The organism is Butyrivibrio sp. XBB1001 (assembly GCF_000424505.1).
GTDB lineage: Bacteria > Bacillota > Clostridia > Lachnospirales > Lachnospiraceae > Butyrivibrio.
This window is the reverse complement of the sequence record NZ_AUKA01000007.1, coordinates 138,128-154,177: the sequence shown is the minus strand read 5'-3', so window position 1 is coordinate 154,177 and position 16,050 is coordinate 138,128. Positions and strand designations below refer to the sequence as shown.

12 protein-coding genes are annotated in these 16,050 nt (G+C 39.4%); all 12 read right to left on the bottom strand.

The window, feature by feature from the left end:
* Positions 1-12: 12 nt before the first annotated feature.
* The 12 genes from G631_RS0108325 to G631_RS0108270 all read right to left on the bottom strand — a co-directional run bounded on the left by G631_RS0108325 (position 13) and on the right by G631_RS0108270 (position 16,048).
* Positions 13-627: a sugar transferase gene (locus G631_RS0108325; protein ID WP_026489064.1), complete on the bottom strand. Its 615-nt coding sequence runs from the start codon at positions 625-627 to the stop codon at positions 13-15.
* Between the two features lies 1 nt (position 628).
* Positions 629-1,900: a DegT/DnrJ/EryC1/StrS family aminotransferase gene (locus G631_RS0108320; protein WP_026489063.1), complete on the bottom strand. Its 1,272-nt coding sequence runs from the start codon at positions 1,898-1,900 to the stop codon at positions 629-631.
* A gap of 2 nt (positions 1,901-1,902) precedes the next feature.
* Positions 1,903-3,843 carry a polysaccharide biosynthesis protein gene (locus tag G631_RS18550; protein ID WP_035789530.1) on the bottom strand — a complete coding sequence of 647 codons (1,941 nt, stop codon included), beginning with the start codon at positions 3,841-3,843 and terminating at the stop codon, positions 1,903-1,905.
* Positions 3,836-6,436 (bottom strand): O-antigen ligase family protein, encoded by a 2,601-nt coding sequence (locus tag G631_RS0108310; RefSeq protein ID WP_026489062.1) that lies wholly within the window; start codon positions 6,434-6,436, stop codon positions 3,836-3,838. The genes G631_RS18550 and G631_RS0108310 overlap by 8 nt, the downstream gene beginning before the upstream one ends.
* 106 nt (positions 6,437-6,542) lie before the next feature.
* On the bottom strand, positions 6,543-8,219 hold the full coding sequence (locus G631_RS0108305; protein ID WP_026489061.1) for a DUF6020 family protein: 1,677 nt from the start codon (positions 8,217-8,219) through the stop codon (positions 6,543-6,545).
* The gene (locus tag G631_RS0108300) at positions 8,206-9,153 is read right to left on the bottom strand and encodes a glycosyltransferase family 2 protein (RefSeq protein ID WP_026489060.1); all 948 of its coding nucleotides are present in this window, start codon (positions 9,151-9,153) and stop codon (positions 8,206-8,208) included. The genes G631_RS0108305 and G631_RS0108300 overlap by 14 nt, the downstream gene beginning before the upstream one ends.
* Positions 9,153-9,698 carry a GNAT family N-acetyltransferase gene (locus G631_RS20155; RefSeq protein WP_051197033.1) on the bottom strand — a complete coding sequence of 182 codons (546 nt, stop codon included), beginning with the start codon at positions 9,696-9,698 and terminating at the stop codon, positions 9,153-9,155. Before G631_RS20155 ends, G631_RS0108300 begins: the two co-directional genes overlap by 1 nt.
* On the bottom strand, positions 9,698-11,506 hold the full coding sequence (locus G631_RS0108290) for a hypothetical protein (RefSeq protein WP_026489059.1): 1,809 nt from the start codon (positions 11,504-11,506) through the stop codon (positions 9,698-9,700). Before G631_RS0108290 ends, G631_RS20155 begins: the two co-directional genes overlap by 1 nt.
* A 12-nt stretch (positions 11,507-11,518) precedes the next feature.
* Entirely contained in the window at positions 11,519-12,655 is a 1,137-nt protein-coding gene (rffA, locus tag G631_RS0108285; RefSeq protein WP_026489058.1) for a dTDP-4-amino-4,6-dideoxygalactose transaminase, read from the bottom strand.
* 3 nt (positions 12,656-12,658) lie between these two features.
* The gene (locus G631_RS18540; protein ID WP_035789528.1) at positions 12,659-13,150 is read right to left on the bottom strand and encodes a GtrA family protein; all 492 of its coding nucleotides are present in this window, start codon (positions 13,148-13,150) and stop codon (positions 12,659-12,661) included.
* Between the two features lie 10 nt (positions 13,151-13,160).
* The gene (locus G631_RS0108275; RefSeq protein ID WP_026489057.1) at positions 13,161-14,921 is read right to left on the bottom strand and encodes a hypothetical protein; all 1,761 of its coding nucleotides are present in this window, start codon (positions 14,919-14,921) and stop codon (positions 13,161-13,163) included.
* Complete coding sequence (locus G631_RS0108270; protein ID WP_026489056.1) at positions 14,915-16,048, bottom strand: acyltransferase; 1,134 nt, start codon at positions 16,046-16,048, stop codon at positions 14,915-14,917. The genes G631_RS0108275 and G631_RS0108270 overlap by 7 nt, the downstream gene beginning before the upstream one ends.
* Positions 16,049-16,050: the final 2 nt, after the last annotated feature.

Sequence of the window (16,050 nt, the reverse complement as noted above, 5' to 3'; positions counted from 1 at the left end):
CATTCTACCTTTTTATTGCTTTGGTTTAGTACCGATAAATGCCTCCATCGTAGCATTTGTAGCACTATTAATATCATTATGTCTAAAAACTACTGCAATAGTCTTTAACACGATCTTTAGGTCAAATAAAAAAGAAATGTTTCTGACATAATAAACATCTTTTTCAAATTTATCTTCCCAGCTAAGCAAGTTTCTTCCATTAACCTGTGCCCATCCTGTAAGTCCAGGTCTTACATCATGTCTGTGTCTCTGCTCCTCATTATACAAAGGCAGATACTTGACTAGAAGCGGTCTGGGTCCCACAAAGCTCATGTCACCCTTTAATATATTAAAGAACTCAGGAAGTTCATCCAGACTGGTTGCACGGAGCTTTTTTCCAAAAGCAGTAAGCCTAACATCATCTGGAAGGAGATTTCCATTTTCATCTCTTTCATCCGTCATAGAACGGAATTTGTACATATTAAAGACCTTTTCATTCATGCCTGGACGTGGCTGTTTGAATATCACAGGGCTTCCAAGCTTAAACTTTACTAGAATAGCCACTATTATGTATAACCATGAAAAGAGGATTATTACAAGCAGTGACAATATTATATCCAATAGTCTTTTAAAAAACTTACTATACATATTATTCAAAGCACCTTTTTACGATCTCAATAATGACATCCTGCTGCTGCGGAGTCATCTTATTGTCACTTGGAAGACAGAGACCTCTTGCAAAAATATCTGCTCCTACGTCTGCTATAGCACCCTCGTCTATGTAGGCATTACTTCTTGCTCTTCCTGTTCCGCTTGCGGTAATAAATGGATTCATGCGATATACAGGCTGCATATGCATTGGTTTCCAGATTGGACGGCCTTCTGCATTATATTTCATAAGAGTGTCCAGAATTTCTGTTGGACAGCTCTTACCAGGTTCAGTAATGTACAGAACATCCTTTTCACCACGAACCTGCTTACTGAGCGCATCTTTATTGATAAGGATGCAGGACAGCCAGTAGTTAGGGTTACTGTTCTTATCATCAAATGGGTTCATTGTAACAGGAAGATCTTTAAAGCCCTCCTTGTAGCGCTCATAAATAGCCTTTTTCTGAGCAATGTGTTCCTCAAGGTGTGGAATCTGGCCTCTTACTACGCCTGCGATAACATTACTCATGCGGTAATTGTAGCCAAGCTCCTCATGCTGATACCAGGGAGCATCCTCTCTTGCCTGAGTTGACCATTTGCGGACTTTATGGGCATCCTCAAGATTATTTGTAAGGAACATTCCGCCTGAAGAGCCTGTGATTATCTTATTGCCATTAAAAGAAATGATGGAATAATCGCCAAATGTTCCTGTCTCTTTTCCCTTATAAGTTGCTCCAAGAGACTCAGCTGCATCTTCTACAATAAGAGCTCCGTGCTGATCACAGATATGTCTTATCTCATCAATCTTGCCTGGAGTTCCATAGAGGTGAGCTATAACAACAAGTCTAACCTCAGGATAGATTTCAAAAGCCTTTTCAAGAGCCTTAGGGCACATATTCCAGGTGTCATATTCTGTATCGATAAATACAGCTTCACCACCCTCGTAAGCAATTGGATTTACGGTAGCATCAAATGTCATATCTGAGCAGAATACTTTTTTACCCTCAAGAGTTCCATGGCCTGCCCTCTGCTGACCATAGAGTTTCTCCCCTGCAAGCCTTATGGCAAGATGCAGAGCTGCAGTTCCTGATGAAAGAGCTACTGCGTCCTTACAGCCCACCTTTTCACATATCATTTTTTCTGCTTCATTTATGTTGGCACCTACTGTAGACATCCAGTTGGTATCGTAAGCTTCCTGTATATACTTGATCTCTTCCCCATGCATAGTTGGTGAAGACAGCCAAACTTTCTTTTCAAAAGGCTTTATTTCCATGATTACTCCTCTTCGTTTATCCTATCAGCCACTTTTCTCAAGGCCTCTTTATGCTCCTTGGTGTGGTCTGCCTCATTATCTGTTGGATGATAAGTAGTAACTATCTCCTGAACAATGGACTTAACCTCAGCAGATTCCTCAACTGCTGCTGTCTTGAGTCTTTCAAGCTGTGAAAAGAACCTCATCTCATCCATCTCGATTGGCTTACCGATATGGATCATTTTATTTGATGTATCCTGAAGTCCTTCCTCATCCATAAGCATCTCTTCGTAGAGCTTTTCTCCCGGACGAAGGCCTGTAAACTCAATTCTGATATCCTCTCCAACCTTGTAGCCAGAGAGCTTTATAAGGTTCTCAGCAAGATCAAGGATCTTGACTGGTTCACCCATATCAAGAACAAATATCTCACCACCCTTGGCATAAGCTCCTGCCTGAAGCACAAGAGAAACTGCTTCTGTTATTGTCATGAAATATCTGATTATCTTAGGATCAGTAACAGTAACAGGGCCTCCTGCGGCAATCTGCTTCTTAAACAGCGGAATAACTGAGCCATTGGAGCCTAATACATTTCCAAACCTAACTGCTACAAACTCTGTATCATAGTGCTTGTTAAAGGTCTGCACTATCATCTCACAGATTCTCTTGCTGGCACCCATTACGTTTGTTGGGTTAACCGCCTTGTCTGTTGAAATCAGAACAAACTTCTTGGTTCCATTCATAGCTGCTGCCATGGCAGTCTTCCAGGTTCCAAAAACATTATTCTTTATAGCTTCTCCCGGGCTTGTCTCCATTAGAGGAACATGCTTGTGAGCTGCCGCATGATAAACAATATCGGGCTTATACTGCTCAAAAATACTGTTTATCCTAAGAGTATTTCTAACTGAAGCTATGAGCACAACAAGGTCAAGCTCTGGATAGGCTCTTATAAGTTCCTGCTGTATCTCATAGGCATTATTCTCATATATGTCAACAATTATAAGGCGCTTTGGCTTATGTCCCGCTATCTGTCTACAGAGTTCTGAACCAATGGAGCCGCCACCACCTGTGACCATTACTGTCTTGCCACTTACATAGCCTGCAATAGAATCCATATCTACTGCTATAGGATCTCTTCCAAGAAGATCCTCAACTTCTACATCACGAAGTCTCGAAACATTAACTTCTCCATTTACAAGCTGGTACATTCCCGGAAGTGAACGAAGTTTACAATTAGTGTTCTTACAGATATCCAGGATCTTTTTAAGTTCAGGCCTTGAAACTGAAGGAATCGCAACAATTATCTCATCCACATCATAGAGGTCTGCACATTCAACAATTCTGTCTCTGCCACCTACAACTCTGATGCCCTGAATGTATTTGCCCCATTTATTACTGTCATCGTCAATAATGCACTTTATTGACATTGTAGAGAAATTGCTAGTGATGATTTCCTTGATGATAATGTTGGCTGCTTCTCCGGCACCAATGATCATTACTGCCTTACTGTTATTCCTGTTCTCCACACGATGCTTCTGACTTCGAAGAAATCTATAGGAGAATCTGCTGATAAAAATAAGCGTGATCAATAGGAACGTATAGGTAAAGTAATAACTTTGTGGCATTGCCTGGGTATGTGCCTTAAAGAACTGAAGTCCCACAGCGTTCAAAACACCAGATACAACGCAGGCCATCACCAGGTTCTGCATCTCTCTTTCACCAGCGTATGCCCACAGGCTGTCATAAAGTTTGAATATATAGAACACTACTATTGTCAGCAGTATGTTTATTGGAAGAAACTTGTTGACCGGAGACAAAAAGTAATCCGGAATAGCATCCACCTTAAACTCATATCGCATGATAACCGCGATATAGCTGGCAAGTATAATGCTCATCACATCATATACGATAAGACCGGTCCTTCTATATAGTTTTGCAAAGTTAAAAGGTTCTTTTTTCTTACTCATATCTCTTTTCCTTAAAGATCATTCCCCCGAAAGAAAGCATAAGTGCAACTGTAAGTGGATTACAGAGGTGGAATACCCACTCAGAAATACCTGCAGCCGCAAATCCAATTGTAATGGCAAATACCATAAGTGAAAGAGGGTTAGTGTTTATATTTTTCTTATAGAGCACTACTCCATATATGAGCGCTCCCAATATAAGCAGTATAAAAAGTATTCCTGTAATTATTCCGTTGTCATAAGCTACCTGAAGATACACGTTGTGAGCATGAACAGCTATCTCTCCAGTCGGAAGCTCCGCTCCCATTACATCATGGCCTGTCAGATTAAGCTCTTTAAAATATGACTTAAAGATGGTGATTCTTCCACCTGATATCACGTCAAGCTTGTTGTCCATATCAACATAACCACCAAGCTCTTCTGTAAGAATTAAGAGCTCAGCTCTGGTGAAGCCGTTTGAAACGAGATAGCCGCCCACGGGCTCTGGCAAAGTGATAGCACCCTGCATAGGATAACCATAAATATCTAGTACAGGATTTCCATCCTTGTCATAATTATCTGAATCATTAGGGTAATTATACCCCTCCCAATCAAGTCCCAGAATTTTGTGCCCAAAGAGCTTTACAAATCTCTCAACGCACATGAAGTTAGTGTTATCCCAATCAGCACCGCCTCTTATCTGAACATCAGTATCATCTATTTCATAATGAACAGGCTCCGCAATCATTGTAGGAATGATCCTCTGCATAGTAAATGCCGCAGGGAAGCACACCAAAACAGAAAGAACCATGGTGCAGAAGATTCTTCCAAACTGTTTTTTGTGGAAGGATATTACAACTATAACCACTGCAAATATGCAGGCAACTATAGCCACATAAGTAGTCCTTGATACTGTGAACAGTGAATAGGACATGATCCATCCAAAAAGAACTATCTCTTTCCAGGCTGTCTTAAAAAGCTCGATCCTTGATGAGTTTTTAGGGAAGGAAATAACCTTTATAGCCAGCATTACTGTCGCAGCAGCTCCCATAGCTGTAAAGTATTCCGCAGTAACTGTAACTGTGTGGAAGATAAATCCAAACCTTCCAAGCATATATCCTGCAAAATATCTGTGAAGCAGTGAAAATCCAAGGGATATAGCAAAATTAAGCATTAGTCCCCCGGAAAGGATCTTGTACCAGTCAGGTCGTCCTCTCCACATCAGCATTCTGATGAAAAGGGCTCCAAATATCAGAACCATAAATACACCCCAGGTTCTGGTATTTCTAAATACAACAAGACAAGCAAAAAATGCGATACTGATCCAGCCAAATACTGTCAATGAATAATTCGTCCTAAAGAAAGGCTTTTTGTTTCTAATATTGCTGATCATGCCATGGATAAGCGGCCTTACTACACCAATTACCACAAATCCTGCAAGAATGATGATAACTATGAAATATCTAAGTGCAAGATTTCTGATATCATACTCTTTATCTGACACAGGAAGCTTGTTCTGTCCGTAATAGCCTATGGACCATATAACTGAAGCCACAAGCCATATCAGATTAAAGACATTGAAAACCTCTTTAAATGAAAATGTCAGTAATATCAAAAGCAAAAGGCATATTTCCATGCGTCTTTGTGAAAGAGTATGGAAAATGTCATAAAGACCGTTCATATATTCACTTGCATACCAGATTGCCATAGCTATCATAAGCATCTGTAGGACATATACGACTTTATTTTTGTCAGGGATTCCATCCCAGAAGGAAATTCCCAGCTTATGTGTTACAACTCTGTGGTTGATTCCATAGAATACTATTCCTGCACAGATGATAAGTCCAAGCTCATAAAAAATAATATCTATCACTCTCGAATCAAACATCTTAAGAGGAAATACCATTATCATAAGCGTAGCAAAAAAGACTGCTGCCACCGGATTGGCTATGAATCTAAGGGCCTTCTCAACAGTTGAAATGGTATTTTTTTCAGGATATTTTTTAAAGAACAGCTCTATGATGGTAAATGCTGTGATTGCTACAACAAGCGCAATCAGGATAGCAATCATAGAAAAGCTCTTGGGCATAGGTACTCTGTAATTATAGTTAGCATAAAAATGCCTTGCTGGTATCTCCTGGCCTGCGCAAAAGAGGCTTCCAACATATCCGGCCTCTCCATTTAGATCCTCAAGTCCAATCTTGTACATAGACCTGCAATCCTTGAGAACAAGGCTGTAGTTCTTGCCAACCTCCACATTAAGTTCCATGGGAATATTAACAAATCCAGGAATCTCATACTCATCTGTATCGACAACTACTCTTAAGACCTCTGTATAATTCTCATCAAGAACCTGGGCCATGATGTATTTGCCAGTTGCCATTTCTGAAATGTATACATCTATGCTGCTAAGCCTGTCATACTGTGTTATGAAATTCTGTAGATAACTCCTCTCAAAGGAGGCATTCTGCTCAGTAGCCCCTACGTATTCGCCACCGGCACTATATTCCTTTACATCTGTCCATACTCTAAAAGGCCATATGCTAAGCACTACCAGAAGTGTCAGCAACATGACCACTATTTTAGCTCCAGTTTTTTTACTGATTATTTTTCTCATTTATCTGTATTCCCACTATTTTTAAGCGCAAAAAACCATCATTAAATATTAACATACATGCAGTTCTTAATCAAACGTACCAAAAAGTCATTGGTCTATATAGAAATCACCTTATTCCTGCGTTGGATGCAGGATTTCCTGCCATCAGCAGAGGAAGACATGTCCACAGATAAACCACATATCTCACAAGATATGTAGGCCCCAGAAGGACTGTCAAAAAGGTTAAGATCATTGGCATAAAGGGCAATACGCCGCTAAAGCTTTTTCTTGATAACCTGTAAAAGAGAACAAACATATAGATAAGTAAAATGCAGCCAGGCTTGAACAGCAGCGCAAGAACAGGCGCGTCCTGCTGAAAGCTTCCAATTGAAAGATATCTGTACAAGGAGTCAAGTGCCGGAATAAGGCTGGCTCTATGTCCTGGTACCTCTACCTCATAGCCAAAATAGGAGCTGTCTTTATAAGTAAAGGTAAATACTGTATTCCCCTGGTAAACATTCATGACAGAAGCTGGGTACCAGTATCCATAGGAAGTCAAAAACCATGCATTTAAATATGTCATTGGTTTCTTGACAAGGAGACTTTTCCACAGCTTCCAGAATGACTTTGAATCCTTCTCATAGAGCTCATTGTCAAAGCCAATCTTTACCATATCTGAAACCCTTGGAGTATACAGTTTTAGGTTTTCCTCTGGTATATAGCTTGTAAGTAGCTCTTTTTCCTCCTGGGTAAGTACTTCCGGATCATAGGTATATACCCTTGCCATCTGCATTATTGGCACAGTAAGCATTTCCTGGTGATGGGTTCCTTCACTGCTAAGAATTCCTGAAAAAAGCCCTGAGATGATCAGATATAAAGCTACAGGAATGAGTAGCATAGGAGTTACAAAGCTCTTTATCTTTTTTCTGAAATAGAAAAGTGCAAAGGGCACAAATACTAAATAGGCGTAAAAGCCATTATGTCTAAAGAGCGGCATTAAAACAGCTGAGCTGATAAACAGGACCACCTTGAGTCTGCTAGATAGAAATCCTTCCAAATCCTCAACCATCTGAAATAAAAATACTGTAAGGAGTAGCAAAAAAGCTCCAAACAGGCCGTCCTTGCTAGAGCAGAGCGTAAACATCACTATGGTTGGAAAAAGGCCATAGTAAAGACAAGTGATCAAATTTCCTGTCTTTCCAATTTTCTTTTGATAAAGATAGTCTGTAACATAGGCAAATATAGCCGTGATCACCATCATTTGAAGAAGAATATAGAGAAATATTCCTGCATTCCATGAACCTGTAATCTTGTGGACAAGGGCTATTGTGCCGCCTAAGAGAAGCACGTGCAAAAGCGGATGGTGTGTGGTAAAGGTCCTAGTCAGTACTTCATTGAGCTCATCCTGAGCGTCATATACAAAAAAGCCAGGAAATGTTCCAAGAAGTACTGGAATATTCAAAGCCATCATCAGGAGCCAGTTCTGCACAAATCTGCTCTTCTTGTCGCTCTTGCCGTAGTTTGCCCTGTATTTATCAAGTCTAAAAAGCCCCATCAGCTTCTCGCCATAAAAGGTGCTGGTGTAATTATCCCACACGTGCTTGGCATCAACTGTCAGAACAACCATTATAAGGGCCATTATGTACATGGCATTTTTATCTGCAAGATTTATCCGGGACTCTTTTTCAAGCTGATATCCAAGTACCATAAAAAGCCCTGATAAAACGCCAAATAAGCCTGACATAAGCCAGGCTATCTTACTGTTTCTATTGAATTTGTTCTTCCCCAAATCACTCTTTTCCATCTTCTGTAGTCTCGCGAATTACAAATTGTGGATTTTTGTTCTGAGAAATATATACTCTCCCCAAGTACTCTCCGATCATTCCAAGCATCAGCATCAGCATTCCGCCAATAAAGATTATCGCACTCATAAGAGCAGAAAATCCCACGGGAACATCAGGGCGTACAAACTTTTTGATTATTGTATAAATACCATAGATAAAGCCTATTGCTGCAAAGGAAAAGCCTGTAAAGGTTGCAACCCTCAGGGGCTTTATGCTAAAAGCAGTAAATCCGTTGATCCAAAGGCCAAAGAGCTTGGCAAAGTTATAACCGCTTTGACCAATTTCTCTTTTTCTATGGTTAACATCTACATTAACAATATTCTTGGTGGTCCTAAGTACAAGACCTATAACATAGGGATAGGAACTTTCATACTTGACCATCTCATCTACCACAAACCTGCGTACAGCAAAGTAGCTTGAAACAAAGAGTTCCTTGGGCTTACCCAGCATCACATAGGCCATAGTCTCATTCATAAAGGTTCCAAAGTTCCTGAATAGATTGTGCTGCTTGTGGCTATATCTTGCATAAGCTACGTCTGCTCCTTCTTCAAGAGCGTTAATAAGCTTGTAAGCCTCATCAGCTGGAGTCTGTCCGTCATCGTCAAGGCAGATAACATAGTCTCCTGTTGACCTGTGAAGGCCAGCCATAAGGGCAGCATGCTGTCCAAAGTTCTTGGCAAAATTGATGCCAACTACATCTTTATTATCAGCCTTGGCCGCTATCTCTTTTAGCTTATCCCAGGTATTATCTGGCGAGCCATCATTGACCAGGATGATCTCGTATGTATAATCTGCCATGCCTGACATGGTATCTCTTATTTCATCAACCACAGATCCTATTGTATTTTCTGACCTGTAACATGGAATCACAAAACTAATCTTTTTATTGTGCATTAGGAATTTGCCCTTTCAGTTTGTAAAAGATTCTCCATGAGTATCATATCACTTTTTATGCCATCACTGCACTCAACCATTGGAAGCTTTTGATACTCTCTAAATCCGGCATTCTCATAACTCTTTATAGCTACGCTGTTATAGCTAAAAGCTCTGAGGATAAGTCTCTTGAGCCCAAGGTCTCTTGCATATTCAACAGCAAGCCTTGCTGTCTCGTTGCCATAGCCTTTTCCTGTAGCATCGTCCTCACCGATAAATACTCCATACTCAGCTTCAGACTTATCTTCTGTTATGTACTTCAGATACACACTACCAACTGGTCTGTTTCCATTATCTTTTTCGCATATGATCATCTGTACTACACGGCCTGCAAAAACCTGAGTCTGTAGCCAGTTCTCGTGTATTTCTCTTGTGAATGGAACCCTGTAGACAAAGTTCTGTCTTACTCTTTCATTATTCCTCCACTTAACAATAAGATCAGTATCATTTCCTGTTATAAGTCTAAGACAGACCTGCTCTCCAGTTTTGATCATCTTTTCGTCCATTACTCTACTCTCTCTACCTTGTATATTGCAAAAATTTGATTTATAAGATCAACCTTATTTAAGTTAACTTCTATACCCTTTTCTCTGTAATAATCAGAAAGCCAGGTAACATCATCCATATCCCTGATAACAAAGTATACATTATCAGATAAAAGCGCATCCTGCGCATTGTCAAAGCCTGCTCTTTTTAGTTTATCACTGTATGCCGGGCTCTTGCTGGCCCATCCGCCTAGTATATCGTGGTTATAGAAGCTGTTATCCACTCTGTAAAACATTTTCTCAGAAAAAGTGGCATCACCTACAACATTGTCCCCAGTGGAAACGCTTGTGTATACGTCAACAAAGTAATAGGAATCCTTATTATCTTTAAAGTAATCGTAAAGCGTCTCATAATGAGCAAGCATCAGGCTTCTCTCGAAATACTCTTTCTCTATTACTTTGATCTGCATTGGCACTGTGACCATTCCAAGCAGGCAGATACAAAGTGCAGGAACCCACAATTTCTTTTGTCTGTCTTTTACAATCAGAGTCAGCATTCCTAGAAGTATCAACATTTCAAGAAAGTACATAGGATGCGTGATCCTTATAGGGTCTCTTCCTCTCATTATGATGTAAAGCCACAAGACACTACTGCAGGCAAAAAGAACTACCATCAGGCCAATACTCTGAAAAAGTCCAGCCTTATCTTTTTTGTAAACAACAATACATGCGATAAAAACAAAAATATAGAGGGCCAAAACACCCATATTCCATGGATAGTCTGTCATTGGATACTCATAGGCCCTTGGAGTTTCAACATGATGAAGCCTGTATATATAAAGAGATACCGCATTCATCAGCCTGTCCTTAAGGGGTTTTTCTTCTCCTCTTAAGCTTGCGGCATAGTCTGCTATTTTCTTGAGGGTATCTGCGTTTATTTCATCATCAAGTTCAAAGTTATAGTTAAGAAGGAGTTTTTGTTCACTCTCAGACAAACCTATACTGTCATAAAAGTCCTTGTTCTCTGCGTAATCAGGAATGTACTGAAAGTCATAAAGCTCTGTCCTGTTGTCAAAAAACCTGTTAAATTCCTTCCACTCGGGATTGCTATAGGCTATTCTGTGAGCCATCTGACAAGCAAAAAGTCCAAGGATCAGAAAAGCGCAAAGTCTTACATACTTGCCAAGAAGCTGCTTTCTAAGACCACATTTTGAAATACCTTTATCATCTGCAAGGCGCAGCCTGGTAAGGCACCATTTTATCAGAATGGCAACGCCTACCATAGGTAGTGTCAAAAGAAGCATCTCTGACCTTATCAGATATGCTACAAGGATCATTATTATAGCTAGTATGTCATCCTTTTTGGAATTGTCACTGGATGAAAGTATAAGGAAAGCCGCTGTTGCCGATAAGAGGCCACAGACAACAGTGTACTGAACATAAAGAAGGTGTGGCCAGAAAAATCCAAGAACCACACTGGCAAAGGCAATAATATAAAGGACGCCCTTCCTTGCATTTTCTCCATATTCATATACTTTTTTACCAATGATAAACATACACAGATATTGCAAAAGACATAAAAAGATGCCATACCAATCTGCATTTATCCCGGTTCTATATAAAACAGAGATAAAGAAGCTGATAGGATACAGCATCTGGATATTATGTCCCTCAGGAGTTCCTGTATAGGCTCCTGAGAGAATATCTTTCATTAAAACATCATCGTTAAGGTCAAAAAAGTAGTCACCAAAATATGCTGTTAATACAAGCACAGCCAGTACAACTAATGCAGATATTATTGAGCTCTTCAGTGATCTAAGCTTTTCCATATTATTCCCCAATTATGTGAATTTGTAGAACTCCTTAACCCTCATAACAACTTCGTCAATATCATCATTAGTAAGCTTGTAGTACATAGGGAGTCTAAGAAGTCTCTCGCTCTCTCTGGTAGTATATCTATCTTCTCCTCTGAACTCACTGTATATCTTACCAGCCTTTGAAGAATGAAGTGGTACATAGTGAGAAGCAGGAAGGATATCGTTACTCTTAAGGAAGTTTATAAGCTGCTCTCTCTCTTCAAGGTCCTTACACTTAATGTAGAACATGTGAGCATTGTGAACGCACCCCTCTGGAACTACTGGGAGCTCAATAAGCTTCTTTTCCTCAAGTGGTCTAAGTGCCTCAAAATATCTGTTCCAATGATCCATTCTGGCATCATTGATTTCGTCTGCCATTTCAAGCTGAGCATAAAGGTAAGCTGCATTCATCTCACTTGGAAGATATGAAGAGCCTGGCTCGATCCAACTATATTTATCTACCTTACCAAGTTTATAAAGAGTTCTGTTAGTACCCTTTTCTCTGATGATAATAGCATCATCCACAAAGGTCTCATCTCTTAAAAGAAGAGCTCCGCCTTCACCCATACTATAGTTCTTGGTCTCGTGGAAACTAAAGTTACCAAAATCACCGATTGAGCCAAGTGCCTTGCCCTTATAAGTTGACATAACGCCCTGGGCAGCATCCTCGATAACATAGAGATTATGTCTCTTAGCAATATCCATGATCGTGTCCATCTCACAGGCAACACCTGCGTAGTGAACAGGAACTATAGCCTTAGTCTTGGAAGTAATAGCCTGCTCGATTTTTGTTTCATCGATGTTCATTGTATCTGGTCTGATATCTACAAATACAACCTTGGCTCCTCTAAGTACAAAGGCATTTGCTGTAGAAACGAAGGTATATGAAGGCATGATAACTTCATCACCTTCCTTGATTCCAGCCAGTATGGCTGACATCTCTGTAGCATGGGTACAGGATGTAGTAAGAAGTGCCTTGGATACGCCAGTCTTTTTCTCAATCCACTCATTAGCCTTGGCTGTAAATGGACCATCTCCACAGATCTTCTGGTTCTCCACACACTCTTTGATATAGTCAAATTCTTTTCCTGTAAATGGTGGTACATTAAAATTTATACGCATAAGTTACTCCTCTGAGGCCAGCTTCTCTTTCTGGTCTGGTTTTTTAAAGACTATAAGTTTACTAATAATATAGTTAAGTACTATTACAACAAAGGTTGCTCCCAGCTTGACTGGCATTTTGGGGAACCCCATAAGAGTGATGAAAATAAATATCAGAAGATCTTCAACCACTAGTGTAAAGAGCCTTCCTAAAGTAAATGATCCTGCCTGCTTCAGGAAATCCTTTTTAGTGTCTACCTTGCCATCAAATACCCATGTTCTGTTGGTAAAGAACTGGAATGCAACACATATTACCCAGTCTATAGAGTTATTGACCACCTCATTAAGGTGCATAACACTATCCATGAACCAAAAAAGAAAAATACTCAAAAAGAAAGTAAGTCCTCCAAAGAAGAGGTATAACAAGCCTTCCTTGTACTTCTTATAAAAAGGTTCAAATATGTTCAGAATGGGTAAAGACATGATTCTGTCAAAAATATCTTTCTTTTCTTCCATAAAAACTAAATCAGTCCTCACTTTCAAATCCTGTAACGAAAACTGTCAATCTTTCGTTCTCAAATACCTTATTATAATCATGTTCAGCCATATAGTCCAATAAAATATCATATTTTGAATTTATATTAGCATATTCTGCCATGTCCTTGCCAACTATGATCATAGGCTCTGGTTCCTTAGAAACAGACAGCTCAGAAAGAGCCTTTTCAAATTTATCCACAGAATAACTGTCAAGATCTGGCCATGTGGTGTTTATAGCTGGTTCAAGATCATAGATGTAGGAAAGACCAGGAACTCCGCCAAAAAATATAGTCTTCTCGTCCATAAGGGAATTCTCGCCCAAAAAATCATTTAGCTCCTTAAGACTGTCAGCATTGGCCTTAGAAGTTTTCATGCCTGAAATCTTTGCTATTCCACTAACGTAACTATCTCTATCTGTTCCATCCATTCCATCTCCAAAGGCAAATCTGAAATGGAAAATTGTTCCCTGGATCAAAAGAACTATGATAACCATTGTTATCATTGCCTGCCATGGGAAGTTTATATCCTTATCCCCAAGTCTTTGCATAAGCCGTCTGATAAGCCATAAAGTAATAGGTGCAATGACAAACAGACAATTCAAGATGGGATATGTATAGTTATTGCTTCCAACTGGCAGAACCAGTATCAGCATTACTACAGCAAATGAAAGAGCCTGCTCTTGCTTATTTCCGTTTAAAAATCCCGTTGAACCGACTATTCCAATAATAACAGCTATTATCACAAACATCATGGCGACATTAAATACACTGTCATAGTAGGTATAATTTCTGGTAAAGGTTCCCACAGCAAAGAAATATCTTACAAGAATAAGTAGGCCTGCCACATATAGTCCCTTTTTAATCCAGATATACTTATTAGTCTTTAGCATGAACATCACGATTCCGGCCAGCATACACGGTACAATGATAGCGATCTTGATCAGCACTGATGTATACCCCTCAATTATCATTGATATCATTCCACCAGACGAATAATCAGAGGCGCCGCTTGTCATGCTAAACAGGGATCCAATCATATCAAAGTACGCAAGCGGGCCATACATAATGCATGTTATTAAATAAAAAAATCCAAATCCAGTTATATATCCGCCGATACAGATGCCTGTGTTTTTTGCAGCTACTGCAAAATCCTCTTTTGTGATAAATAGATAAAACCATAGGATCAGGATCAATGAAGCTTCAACTATATTAGGGAATCTCACCATCACATTTATCCCCAGAAAAACTCCTGCCAGGAACAAATACATTCCCTGCCTTTTCCAGGCAAACATCCCCTTTAAAAGCATCAGAACACCAAATGATAAAAAGACATAGGATAAATTGTTATACAATATAGCTCTTGGACACCAGCAGAGACTTTCTGCTATAAAAAGACCTATAAATATCATCCAACCTGGCATATAATCCTGAAGCATATAATACGAAACAAGTGCCACAAAGCTTATAAGAAAGCTGCAGTAAACGCCAATTCCCAACATAGTACCCCCAAAGGGTAAATGCATGAATAGTTTTCCCACAAGGTTACTTATAAACGTAGATAGTATCCACATTGGGTCAATAGAAGACATATACTCAAAATTAGTCAGGCTATAAGTAGTATCTGCTATATCTATTCCCAAGTTAACACCTATAAGCGGGTATAATAGCAAAGCCACTGGAAAAACATATTTTTCCAGTGGTGCCTGATATCTTTTGAACTTATAGAAAAAACTTCTGATAGTACTTAACATAACGACTCATCCCATTGTCTTATCTTCTTAAAGAGCCAGGTATCATGACAAACTCTTCCAACAAAGCCAAATACAAGTTTTCGGATCCAGTCAACGAATACGCCAGCTGTAAAGATTATAACTATTGAAGCTGCAAGGTGCAGAGCATATAAAGGGACACTATGTACAGGAACTTCTCCTATTATATGTTCTATCCACTCTACCCATCTGTCCTTCATCTCAATATGCATGTGAAGAAGGTATACGCCAAAGGTAAATGGCGCTATAAATCTGATCACATCCGCAGTCTTGTTTTCTTTTACCCTGTAATATCTAAAGAAAGAGAAAAGTCCCAGAGAACCAGTGAGGGTAAAGAAATAATTAAAATGAAACGGAACATCAAAGAAATAAATAAAGCCTCCCCTTGTCAGGTTTATATAGTAAATTCCAAACTTCATAAAGGCTATGATAATGCAGGATATAAAGAAGACTATAAGGCTATTTCTGGCATTATAGAACACCCTTACATCATATTTACGTATATAAGCTGCAATAAGGTACAAAACAATAAACCATCCGTAGTCATATCCCCACTTATCAGTAACGAACATAACTGGAACAAAGCTCTTAATAAAACAAAACCATATTAGAAGACCCAAAATAACTGTCTTGAGCTGCTTACGAGAAAGCGCATGTATTGCTGAATTCATGACAGGGGCAAGAACATACATGATTATATAGGCTGTCACAAACCAGTAATGTTCAGAGGTTATTGGAAAAAGATACTGAACTATCTTGTAAAAGGAATCATTTGACCTTACAACATAAGTTCCAGTAATCATCATGACTAAAGAAATCATGACCGTGTAAAAAAACACCTGGCAGATAAGCTGCAAAACACGGCTCAGTTTAACCTTGGAATTTGAAAGGAAATATCCACTTATGAATACATAAGTATTAAGACCTGTTATGCAAAAAGCCTCTAAAATAGTTGCATAGACTTCTACGCCTGTAACTGGCATTCCCAAATGGATCAGTGTATCACAATAGGTATTATAATGAAGTACAATGATCATTATCATTGCAACTATTCGCAAGAGTTCAAAGTTTGCATTTCTCTTTTTTCCTAGCACTACCCCGTCTGACATAT

What these genes read in the sequence shown, in the direction of transcription:
- G631_RS0108325 (WP_026489064.1), bottom strand. Translation starts at nt 627, where the DNA reads ATGTATAGTAAGTTTTTTAAAAGACTATTGGATATAATATTGTCACTG.
- G631_RS0108320 (WP_026489063.1), bottom strand. Translation starts at nt 1,900, where the DNA reads ATGGAAATAAAGCCTTTTGAAAAGAAAGTTTGGCTGTCTTCACCAACT.
- G631_RS18550 (WP_035789530.1), bottom strand. Translation starts at nt 3,843, where the DNA reads ATGAGTAAGAAAAAAGAACCTTTTAACTTTGCAAAACTATATAGAAGG.
- G631_RS0108310 (WP_026489062.1), bottom strand. Translation starts at nt 6,436, where the DNA reads ATGAGAAAAATAATCAGTAAAAAAACTGGAGCTAAAATAGTGGTCATG.
- G631_RS0108305 (WP_026489061.1), bottom strand. Translation starts at nt 8,219, where the DNA reads ATGGAAAAGAGTGATTTGGGGAAGAACAAATTCAATAGAAACAGTAAG.
- G631_RS0108300 (WP_026489060.1), bottom strand. Translation starts at nt 9,153, where the DNA reads ATGCACAATAAAAAGATTAGTTTTGTGATTCCATGTTACAGGTCAGAA.
- G631_RS20155 (WP_051197033.1), bottom strand. Translation starts at nt 9,698, where the DNA reads ATGGACGAAAAGATGATCAAAACTGGAGAGCAGGTCTGTCTTAGACTT.
- G631_RS0108290 (WP_026489059.1), bottom strand. Translation starts at nt 11,506, where the DNA reads ATGGAAAAGCTTAGATCACTGAAGAGCTCAATAATATCTGCATTAGTT.
- rffA (WP_026489058.1), bottom strand. Translation starts at nt 12,655, where the DNA reads ATGCGTATAAATTTTAATGTACCACCATTTACAGGAAAAGAATTTGAC.
- G631_RS18540 (WP_035789528.1), bottom strand. Translation starts at nt 13,150, where the DNA reads ATGGAAGAAAAGAAAGATATTTTTGACAGAATCATGTCTTTACCCATT.
- G631_RS0108275 (WP_026489057.1), bottom strand. Translation starts at nt 14,921, where the DNA reads ATGTTAAGTACTATCAGAAGTTTTTTCTATAAGTTCAAAAGATATCAG.
- G631_RS0108270 (WP_026489056.1), bottom strand. Translation starts at nt 16,048, where the DNA reads ATGTCAGACGGGGTAGTGCTAGGAAAAAAGAGAAATGCAAACTTTGAA.